The 11741-nt window shown below is 37.3% G+C and carries 4 protein-coding genes; 2 read left to right on the top strand and 2 right to left on the bottom strand.

Annotation, left to right across the window (positions count from 1 at the left end; genetic code table 11):
* Window positions 1–142 precede the first annotated feature (142 nt).
* Both AADI82_RS09945 and AADI82_RS09940 read right to left on the bottom strand, forming a co-directional pair.
* Window positions 143–3688, bottom strand: a complete 3546-nt coding sequence (locus tag AADI82_RS09945) for an alpha-L-fucosidase (RefSeq protein WP_341216293.1) — start codon at window positions 3686–3688, stop codon at window positions 143–145.
* 10 nt (window positions 3689–3698) lie between these two features.
* The gene (locus tag AADI82_RS09940; protein WP_341216292.1) at window positions 3699–7637 is read right to left on the bottom strand and encodes an ATP-binding protein; all 3939 of its coding nucleotides are present in this window, start codon (window positions 7635–7637) and stop codon (window positions 3699–3701) included.
* 279 nt (window positions 7638–7916) lie between these two features.
* Here AADI82_RS09940 and AADI82_RS09935 point away from each other — a divergent pair, with 279 nt between their 5' ends.
* Together AADI82_RS09935 and AADI82_RS09930 are read left to right on the top strand one after the other, a co-directional pair.
* The gene (locus tag AADI82_RS09935; protein ID WP_341216291.1) at window positions 7917–11006 is read left to right on the top strand and encodes a TonB-dependent receptor; all 3090 of its coding nucleotides are present in this window, start codon (window positions 7917–7919) and stop codon (window positions 11004–11006) included.
* Window positions 11007–11085: 79 nt separating this feature from the next.
* Window positions 11086–11741, top strand: a 656-nt coding sequence (locus AADI82_RS09930; RefSeq protein ID WP_341216290.1) for a RagB/SusD family nutrient uptake outer membrane protein, incomplete at its 3' end; no start/stop codon positions are given.

Below are 11741 nucleotides of genomic sequence, written 5' to 3'. Positions count from 1 at the left end.
AAATGGAACAGGATCAAGAACAATTGTTCTTGATCCTGAAAGATTCTGCCGACGCATAGTCTCTAAAATGAGATTTTAGGCTTATTGGTTACAGACTAGCCTTTTTAAATATACCACCTGAGGGAGCCAATTTATAGAATTCCTATTTCTTTAGTTCAATTTTAATTACTTTATAAGTGTCTAAATCGAGTTTGTTTTTTTTACGGGAAATACTATAACCCTTTTTTTCTTTTTTTCTTTTAATCTTACTGCCTGATGATACATTTATTACTCTCCCTATACTTTCGTTGTAAAACAATAAGACCTCATCGTTTAGCATATTTGGCAACACATGCAAATATAATGCATGCTTATCTTTGGTAAGTGGCACATTGGCCCATTCTTTTGGGGCGGGCAGCAATTCTTTTCCAAATAAGCCCTCTTTATTTGGGACTATCCATTCGGCCAATTGTGCCATATTTTCGTAAAAACCTTCAGGAGGAACGCCATCACCGGAGGGACCTATGTTAATAAGAAAATTACCTCCTAAACTTCTGGCCAAAACCAATTTGTCAAGAGCTTCTTTTGCACCGAAACGTAATGGGGAGTAGCCCCAAGAACCGCACCAAGAGGTAGTAAATTCCCACCACTTATTTATGCCTTCCTCTGGCTCTTTCCATTCCACTGTAGCAAAATCGCCTTTAGCGGTTTCTTCTTCTTCTGCATCGGGATTACGCACTTTATACCATCTGTCGTTTACAACAATACCAGGTTGCTGGGTTCTTATCCAATTGAATAGACCTTCTGTATAAGCTTCCTTTTCTTTTCCCGGCCAGTAAAAACCATCAAACCATAACACGTCTATGGAGCCATAATTCGTCAATAATTCTTTTAACTGACCAATGGTATATGCCCACCAGTTGTTATACCTTATCGAATCCATTTCAGGATCTAGTAAGGGAAATTTATTCCGAGTTCTAAAATTAAAATTCTGGTCCGTTAATGGATAGTTTGGAAAATGCCAGTCGCGTTGTGAAAAATAGAAGCCCACTTTTAAGCCGTATTTACGACAGGCCTCCACATAGGGCTTTAATAAATCGGTATCGGGTACATAGGTGCCAATGTTGTAATTTCCGTATTTAGAGGGCCACAATGCAAAGCCATCATGGTGTTTGGCCGTTAGTACCACGTAGGTCATACCGGCTTGTTTTGCTGCCTTGCAAATCTTGTCGGGATCCCAATGCGTTGGATGGAAGTTTTCGGCCAGGGCAAAGTAGTCTTTAGGATTGGTATACTTTTCTTCATAGCCATAAGGATAATTTTTTATCATGGACCAAGATGGTTGTGAGCCTTGTGTGCTATGCGGCCCCCAGTGCATAAACAACCCAAAATGGCCTTCGCCAAACCATTGGGCTCCTGTATTGGGATTGGGAAAAACAGTGGCTTTGCTGTCTTCCGAAATGGCCTTTACAATGGTGTTGATTACGGGGTCTTTTACTTGGTAAGCCAATTGCCTTTCTTGCATTTTTTGCCACTCGTGCCTATTGCTTTCATTTATACTAACCCTTAACCCATTTCGCTTTCTTATGCTTTTTATGTTTTTGGTTTCATAAAGCCCTATTTTGTGGAATGGTATTTCTTTAAAATCGGGCAATTTTTTATAAACCTCTGAATTAGAAGCTAGATTAAAATTTTGGATGTCCCAATCTGCAAAGTCAATATTATGGTCTGTCTGCCAATTAGTGTTTTTATAGTCGAGCCACTCTTTGTTTCCATCCAATAGCTGTTCAACATCAACAAAAACATTGTTTTCCACCAGGTTACGCTTTGGACGTTCGGGGTTTTCAAAGTATGTGACAATTTCGGGGTACCTATTGCTGTAGGGCGGTACTTTAAAGTTAACGGCTTTTAATCGTTGTTCAAATAAGCCGTCTTTGTCCAAAAGGGCTTTGGACCAGTTTTGCAGACGGTTGTCCACATGCATGCCAATCTTGTTGCCAATAAAAATATTGTTTCTGTAGATATTGTCGGATCCACCACCTATGAGTGCGTTCCATTTGCCTGCTTTATAAAAAACATTGCCGAATACGGTCATGCCGCAGGCGCCGTCATCGTGATAAACGGCACAGGTGTTGTAATGGTCCGGGATGTTTTCAAAATAGTTGTATCGCACTATATTACCACGTTCGGCAGGATTGCGCCCGTAATAAATAGCACCTTGGTCTTCTACTTCAAGGCAAACATCATGGATGTAATTGTATTCTATTATATTATCGTTTCCAAACATAAGGTAAATGGCCATACTTGGAGTATTGTATATTTCACAATGCCTTACTGTGTTGCCCACACCGGTTAAGTGAACAGCAGGGCGATACGATTTTTCTATACGGTTTAAATCGTGGAATACACAGTTTTCAATACTATTATTGCCTTTTTCTAGTGTTTTTAGGTTGCCGCCGCCAAGTATAACACCTCCAGCGCCTAGGTCGTAAAACTCACATCCGATGATTTTATTGTTTTTACCGCCTTCACGGTACTGGGTTGGATTGGCGTAAAGGTGCTGTTGCAGACTGCCAACAATACCGGATTTTACTTTTCCAGTACCCTCGTGTCTGTACTTGTCAAACGGTTCTACGCCCTTGCCAACCATAATGCCTATGCTGCCAAGGTTTCTAAAAGTACAATCCTTAATGGTTGCATTGTTGGTGTTGTCCATAGCAATGCCCAATCCTCTTGAGCATTCAAATTGAATGCCTTCTATGACTATATGGGTTGTGTTCTGAATGATAAAAAAGGGATCTTCGAGTATTGAAAACTCAAGAGATTCAATGTCATCTTCTTCTAAAATAAACTGGAGTATCCCTTCTTTACGGTTAACATAATACTCTCCGGGAGTATCTAGTTCCGCCAGTATGTTAACACCATACCATTGTCGCCACGGTTTACTGTCGCCATAGCCATACAAAGTGGCAGATGCTGTTTTAAGGGTCTGTGTTTTTGTATCTACAGATGCTATTTTTACCATATCATCGGCATACCCCCACATGAAATAACCAGACATCCATGCATCTGCTTCGTTAGCCCATTTATCGATTCGAGCGTCATTATACTTAATTACACCACCCCGATTTGAATAGTCGTCGTTTCTTGGTACCGAGCCTTTATCCAGTACCTCTCCCATAGGAACCATACCTTGGTTTGGCCAACGGGAAAGCTGTAGGGGCTTTTTGTTAACAAAGGGTTCTCCCCAAGCAGAACCGTAAGGACGGGCAAACCCAACATTGCGTAAAGCACCGTAGTTTTTAATACCTACATGTTTTAAATTGACATTGTAGTGATTTTTAAAAGTACTTTTATTACTTTTTGTAATGAATTTTGACGGAATTGCTATACCGCCCGAAAATATGACCTGTTCGGACTGATAGGGCTGAATGTGGATATTGGAAAGGGTTTCATTGATTTTTACTGTATTTTGAAAATAGTAGATACCAGCCCTTAAATAAACTTTGGCTATGGAAGAGTTACCTTTTTGTCTGTCATCTTTTATTTGTTTTAACGCGCGTTCCAGTGTGGCAAAAGGGGCTGCTTTTGTGCCGTTGTATAAATCGTTTCCAGTTGTGGAAACAAAATAGTGCACCTCTTCCGTTTTAAAGGAAGATAGTGTAATAATCAGTATTGCTAATACATATAGTTTTAAAAACCGCTTCATAAACTCTTAATTAATTTTGGTTAATGTTTTTCTTTTCGTTGATGTAATCACTTGGAGACATGCCAAATTCGGCCTTAAAGCATTTGGTGAAATAAGAGGGATTGTTAAATCCAACTTTGTAAACTACTTCACTTATGGAGTACCTGCCCTCCGCAATAAGCTTTGCGGCTTTGTTCAACCTCACTTTTCTTATAAAATGGTTAATGGAAAGTCCAGAGAGCGCCTTAATTTTTCTATAGAGCTGGTCTTGGCTCATGTTAACAATATCGATTAGACTTTGTACCGAGAAATCGGACTCTGAGATATGCTTTTCAATTTGTGCCACGATATTGTCTAAAATTTCCTTGTCGATAGATGATGGCATGGCATCTCCTGAGAAACTATCTGAAATTAAAAATTTCTTTTTGAGTTTTTCCCTTGATAGTATAATCTTTTCAATACGAATCAATAGTAGGTTACTGTTAAAGGGTTTTTCGATATAGGCATCTGCGCCTTTTTCAAACCCTTCAATTCTTGATTCTGGTGAGTTTTTTGCCGTTAAAAGAATGATGGGAATGTGGGAAGTTGTAATATGGCTTTTTAATTGACTACATAGTTCAAAGCCATCCATAATGTCCATCATCACATCACTTATAATAAGATCTGGGATTTTCTTAATGGCTATATCCAAGCCTAATGCCCCGTTATTTGCCGTTAATACATTGTAGTTCTTCTTTAAAATGTCCTTGAGGTAATTTAATATTTCAGGATTGTCGTCTATTATGAGGATGGAGTTCTTTTTCTCCAGTGTTGATGTGCTGTTTATTAATGTGGGTGAAGTTGTTTGTAAATCTATTATGGGAGGATTGACATGTTCTTTATAGGATGAAGTATCCAAAACGGGAAAGGACACTGTGAATTTAGTCCCAGAGTCGAGGTTGCTGGTTACCTGGATACCGCCATTGTGTGCCTCGATATAACTTTTTACCAAAGCCATGCCTATTCCGGATCCCGATGAAAAATTATTGAGTTTGGAGGTGTAAAATCTAGTGAAAATGTGGTTGATCTCATCTGGATGGATGCCTATACCGGAATCTTGAATGCCAATAATGATTTTTTCTTTTTCTTTAAAAGATTCTATAAGAATGTGTCCGTACTTGGGAGTGAACTTAATGGCGTTGGAAATTAAGTTGAAGAGAACGGATTCTAACTTTACGGGGTCGGCGACCAAGGTTAATTCATCCTCCTGTAAGTTTAGTTCAAAATCAATAGACTTATTATCGGCCAGTTCATTAAATTGATAATAGGTGTTCTGTAAAAAATGGTTAAGATTTATTTGTTTTTTGTTAATATTTAAGTTTTTGGTTTCTACCTTTCTAAAATCTAGAATTTGGTTTACTAGGTTTAAAAGCATTCTGGAGTTTTTTAAAACACGTTGTAACTTTGTATATACCTCATGATCAAGTTTTGGATTGGACACAACTTCTTCAATAGGCCCAATAATTAAGGTTAAGGGCGTTCTAATATCATGGGAAACATTTGTGAAAAACGAAATTTTTTGATTATAGAGGTTGTTTTCCTGTTCATGCTTGATTTTTTCAATTTTAAGTTCCTGTTTAATCCTAATACGTTCTTTAATGAACTTGAAAATAATATAACCGCTACTTAGTAAAAAAAAGGAATATATCAGTTTTGCCCAAAAGTTAAACCACCAAGGTTCTTGTTTTACGATAACAAGTTCCCTAATTTTTGTATTCCATGCTTTGTTTTCGGTTGTAGTTTGGGCTTGAAATATGTAGTTGCCCGATGGCAGGTTTGAGTAGGAAACGTTGGCCGATTTATTGTTGGTTTCGTTCCAAAACGCATCAAAGTCTTTTATCCTGTATCTAATTTTGCTTTGCTGGTTTTTATTATAGGAAATATGGCTTAGGTTAAAGGAGAATGTTTGTGCAAAATAGGGTAATATTATTGTGTCTGAATAATTGAGGCGTTTGTTTAAAATGGTTGTTTTCCATGCAGGCTTGTTTGGCAGGATATCTTGATCCAATACTTTTAAATTATTAAAAAAAATACTAGGAGTTGGTTTTGGTGTTTGGTTAATTTGTGGATTTGCTATAAGTAGTCCATCATCTGATGCTGCTAAAACCAAATTTTCTTTTTCAATAAAAATGAGATCATAAAAACTATGCCCTTTTATAATTGGTTCTACTGTTAAACTTTCTTTGTTGATTTTAAATATACCTTCGTAGGTGCTTACCCAAAAATTCCCTTGCTTGTCTTTGCACAAGGCAGTTGCCACTTTTTCCTGAAGTTGTGGCAACCTATAGGCCTTTCCGTCATTGGTTATCGTACCAAGCCCATTACGACACAGTAACCAGAGATTTGAGTCTTCTCCCATATACATGCTTTCGGGGCTTATTTTTTCATTATTGTCGGTAAAGTGTTCGAAGTGTTTTCGATTAGTTATTTCTCCATTCACATCAAACGTGAGTTCGAAAACACCTTTTTTTAGTGAGCCTATATATAATCTGTTGTTTACAGTATCTGTATATAGACATCTTACATCAATTTTATCTACAGAATTTTTTGACAAGGGTATTGGTTTTAGTTTTTTTTCTTTGGGTAAAAGGACCATTAAACCATTGTAGTAACTACCTATCCATAGCTTGCCGTTAGGGCCTTTTGTAATATCATAAATCCTATCACTTTTTAGTAATTCAAAATCATACCTATCGGATACAAGTTTATGAGTGTTGGTATTATATACCCAAATACCATTTCCCCAGGTTCCTATAAATAATATGCCTGAATCTGAATCAAAATAAATCGTACTGATAGAATTTATGGATGCTGTTTTCAGGATTGATTCAAATGATTTTTCCTTCCTATTGTACACTGCTAAACCGTTACCATGTGTTCCTATGTAAATTTCATCATTTCGAGTTTTTTCCAAAGACCATAATACATTTGAAAACAGGTTGTTCTCATTTTTTTTATCGTACACAAACCTGAATTTAGATTCATTAAGATCCAGCATGTTCAATCCGCCCAACCAAGTACCTATCCACAAGTGGTTGGACTTATCTACAAACGTTTCCAAGATATAATTTGAATTTATGCTACTACGCTTATTTTCAGAATACGTAAAATTATTAAGTATGTTTCCGTTCGGGCTAAGCTTAAAAAGACCATTGCCTTCTGTTCCAGCCCATATAATGCTATTGTGAACAGTAAGGGAACGAATAATAATTTGGGGCAATAACCACGGTTTAATATGGCTGTTGTTCGATTGGTATTCCAAAAAACGGTCTATTTTAAAAAGCCCATTGTCGGTTCCAATTAATAAGGTGCTATCAACATGTTTTATCCTATATATTTTGGTGGCACTCTCCAAGTAGATATGAGGAAGTAGAATAATTTTTTCATTTCTGTTTTTAATATGAATTAATTCGGGAGTATTTGAAGCTATTAGTATTTCGTTATGGAATGCATAAATATCGTTGATCTGGGAAGGCATTTTAGCCACCTCTGTGACTTTTATTTTTGTGCTATTGTCTCGATTGGGAATTATTTGGTCAATTTTTATGGTAAAAACGCTCCCATTACTACAACCAACCCAAACAACACCCTTGTTGTCTAAAGTAAGTGCGGTTGCGGATAAGGGTTCGGGAATATCATGGTTTAGGTCCAGCCGGTTTAAAGTTTCGTTATATTTATTGTATAAGAACAGGCCTTTTTGGGCAATACCAATTAGTATATATCCTTTTTTTAAAAAGAGTAAAGAAGTAATGTGATTTCTAACCTCTTTAGATTCAAGAGGTTTGATGGGGTTAAAACTATTTCCATATAAAACATCCAAGCTTTCATTTGTACCAGCATAAATAAGGTCTTCATCATCAGTTATTAAATGGTCAACGCTTTTAAATGATAAGCCCTCCTTAATGCCATAATTTATGAATTGGGCATTCATTAACGATACGTTAATTGTAAAAATCAATATTGATAAAACACGGATTGGATGGAGTGACATACAATGTTTTTAAGCCTAAATTACATTATTATAAGCTATTATCGGGTGAAATCTGAAAATATGCTATTAAATCCTGAATTTGTTGTAGTGCTATAAACCTGTGCTAGATAATCCTGAATTTGTTTTAATGTTAGCGTTAAGAAAACCTTAACATTGTGTTGGACAACTAAAAACCAGTTGGACAACTAAAAAACAACTAACAATCAAATTTATGGAATTATGAAAAAAACCTTTACTTTTTTATTCTTGATTTTGTCGTGTTATTGGACCTTTGCACAATCTGTCTCTATAGATGTGTCTGGTTCGGTAGCTGATGAATCGGGTCTGCCTCTTGCTGGGGTAAACATTTTGGAAAAAGGTACCGCAAATGGTACACTTACAGATTTTGACGGGAACTATACAATTACGGTTAGCCAAGGAAGTGTTTTAGTGTTTTCTTATGTAGGTATGAAAACTTTAGAACAAACGGTAGCGGACCAAACAACGCTTAACGTGATTATGCAAGAGGATGCGGCCAAATTGGATGAAGTCGTGGTTATAGGTTACGGAACCGCTACTCGAAAAGACATAACGGGTTCCGTTGCCAGTATCAAGATTGAAGACTCGCCAATAGCCTTACAACCAACAACAAATGTATTGCAAACATTGCAGGGTACAGTGCCTGGTGTAAGCATAGGTGCGGTAGCAAGTGCAGGGGGAACCCCGGGCTTGCTTATACGGGGACAAAACTCCATTAGCGGAGGCAACGGCCCCTTAATTGTGTTGGATGGTGTTATTTTCGATGGAGGCTTAAATGAGGTTCCCAATGATGATATTGCTACGATAGATATCTTAAAGGATGCAAGTTCGGCAGCTATTTATGGGTCGCGGGCAGCAAATGGGGTAATCCTTATTACCACCAAAAGAGGAAAGACAGGTAAACCAACAATAAATTTAAATCACTATGTTGGAGTACAGGAATGGAGCCGCATACCTGATATGATGATGGGCGAAGAGTTTTTGGACTGGAGGGCATATAATTTAAGTCTTACGGGACAAGAGGATTTAAGTATTCAAAATATTTTGGGGCCTAAAGAATATCAAGCTTATCAAAATGGCCAGCAGTTAGAATGGTTTGATGAGATTTCCCAGAATGCCCCAATTCAAAATTATCAGTTGAGTGTATCAGGTAGTAACGATAAAACCAATTATTACCTATCCGGTAGTTTTTTAGATCAAAAAGGGGTATTGGCCAACGATAGTTTTAAGAAACCCAGTGTTACAGCTAAGTTAGAAACAAAAATTGACGATTGGCTTAAAGTGGGTGCAAACATTTACTACAACTCTATGGATTTTACCGGTATTTCACCGGACATATATATAGCGACTTATTATACGCCTTATAGTAATAAATGGCTAAATGGTCGTGAAGGAGAGGTCTTGGATCGTTTTCCTACAGCAAACTTTCTTTACAATCCGTTTTGGGGTAATGTTAACTCGGGAGGTTCTGGAATGTACGATGATGATATGGATAAACAATGGGGTATTAGAGGGACTGGATATATAGAAGTAGATATTCCAAAGATTGAAGGGTTGACCTTCCGTTTCGACTACACAGGGCGTAGAAACGTATCCCGCTTAGGTCGATTTGCACATGAGTTCAAATTCGTTGACCCTGATGTACCTGATCAATTGAATGATCCTACGAGGTTTTTAGGTAACACAGGAGGTTTTCTTCGAACCAATACCTCTCAGGGATGGGTAATGAACAATTTATTGACTTATAAGAAAACATTTGGAGACCATAGGGTCGATGCGGTTTTAGGATACACAAGAGACTACACAAGACAGGAAAGGGTTCAGTTTAGTGGCGCCGATTTTGAAAGTGCAGGAAGTACGGTTTTAGGCTTTTATGGACTTGAATTGGCAAACCCAGAGAAAAAAGGAGGAGAATCAAACTACACCGACTTCTCAAATGTAGGCTATTTGGCAAGGCTAAATTATTCCTATAAAGGGCGTTATCACTTAACCGGTAGTTATAGAAGAGATGGATATTCAGCCTTTGCTCCTGGGTTTAAGTTCGGAAACTTTTCCGGAGCATCTATTGCTTGGGTCGCAAGTGAAGAATCTTTTATAAAGGATAATATACCATCCATTGACTTTTTAAAGTTTAGGATGTCCTATGGAGAAAATGGAAACCAAGCTATTTCGCCCTATTCAACTTTAGCAAATGTAGGGGGCGGATCAACTGTTTTTGGGTCGCAAACGTTCAATACCTCATTTCCTTCAAGTTTGGCCAATAAGTCGTTAACATGGGAAACCACCAAATCGTTCAATTTTGGTGTAAACTTTTCATTGTTCAATAACAGATTGTCAGGAGATATAGACATTTACAAAAGCGAAACAACAGATCAGTTGCAAAACCTTCAGCTCCCCGTTTTTACAGGTTTTGGCAGTGTAATAACAAACATTGGTCAGGTTGATAATAAAGGGATTGAAGTTTCTTTAAATACAATTAACATTCAGAACAGTAATTTTAAATGGGAAACTGGTTTAGTATTTTCATTGAACAGGAACAAATTAGTGAGTCTAACAGGATTGGATGCCGATGAAGATGGCGTTGAAGATGACGATATTGGTAACCGTTGGTTTATAGGTAAATCGTTAGGAGCGATTTACGATTATACCGTAGATGGTATCGTACAAACTGAAGATACAGATTATATCGATACGTTTGGCGTGTCACCTGGAGACTTAAAAATTAGGGATATAGATGGTTTTGATGATGATGGAAACCTAACGGGTCAACCAGATGGACAAATTAATGGCGCCGATAGATCTGTAATTGGCTATACCGTACCAAATTATAGAGCCAATATATCAAACACCCTTACCTATAAAAGCTTTCAACTATATTTCGATATTAACATCATAGCAGGTGGAGGAAAAGATAATTACTATATGGCAGGCAATAGAACAGCATTCCTTCCCATTGTACCTACAGTTGGCAGATGGATAGCAGGACGTGAATATTGGAGACCAGATCGCCAAAGTAATGTAGTGCCAAGACCTAATTATGGAAACCCATTTGGTTATGGTTTTTGGCAAGATAGGGCATTTGCAAGATTACAGAATATAACATTGTCATATAAATTTAATTCTAAGTTAAAGGATTATTTAGGCGTTAAGGACCTTAAGATTTTCGCTACAGGAAAAAATTTATTTACAAAGACGGATTGGGTTGGTTTAGACCCTGAAAATGCAGGTCAAGTTGGAGGCTCTAGTCCTGTTCTTAAAACCTTTACAGCTGGACTTAATGTAAGCTTTTAAAGAATTGAAATAAATAAGATTAACTATTGTTTTTCTTGATAAAAAATAAAGAATAATATTAAATTATAAAATTTGATAAATGAAAAACTTAAAATATAACAAAATCTGGATACTGCTTTTCGGATTTATATTAACACTATCGTGTTCCGATGAAGACTTTTTGAAAGAAGAGCGCCGTGATGGGCTCAATACAGAAAATGCGTTTAGAAATAAGGCGCAATTTGAAACATTATTAGGGAATGTTTATAGACAAATACGAGAGTTTTATAACTCTGGAGATGGAGATAGCGATGCATGGATAAAAGGATTGGGAACAGACGTGTTTTTTTGGCCCAGGGGAGATGACAGGGTATATAACGACTGGACTAAACTTAATGCTTTTGAAGGGTATTCCAGTAGATGGTTTAATTGGCAATATATAATTATTAGAGATGCCAATACGGTAATTGATGCAGCACAAAAAGAAGATGTTATTTGGAACAGTGATGCAGAGCGCGATGCCATTATAGCAGAGGGGCGCTTCTTTAGAGCTTTTGCATATAGAAATTTAGCCAATTTGTATGGAGGTGTGCCAATTATTGATGGTTCCGTAACAGAGCCTAAGGTAGATTTTGTAAGAGCTACCAGAGAAGATACATGGCAGTTTGTTAAAGCCGATTTGGAGTTTGCCCGTACACATTTACCATTGGAACCCGAGTTTCCCGGTAAAGTAGTAAGGGCAGCGGCCGATCACCT

The organism is uncultured Wocania sp. (assembly GCF_964021735.1).
In the GTDB taxonomy this organism is placed as follows: Bacteria; Bacteroidota; Bacteroidia; order Flavobacteriales; family Flavobacteriaceae; genus Wocania_A.
Note: the sequence above shows the minus strand (reverse complement) of the source record. Positions and strands in the feature narration are given on the sequence as shown.

What these genes read in the sequence shown, in the direction of transcription:
- AADI82_RS09935 (WP_341216291.1), top strand. Translation starts at nt 7,917, where the DNA reads ATGAAAAAAACCTTTACTTTTTTATTCTTGATTTTGTCGTGTTATTGG.
- AADI82_RS09945 (WP_341216293.1), bottom strand. Translation starts at nt 3,688, where the DNA reads ATGAAGCGGTTTTTAAAACTATATGTATTAGCAATACTGATTATTACA.
- AADI82_RS09940 (WP_341216292.1), bottom strand. Translation starts at nt 7,637, where the DNA reads ATGAATGCCCAATTCATAAATTATGGCATTAAGGAGGGCTTATCATTT.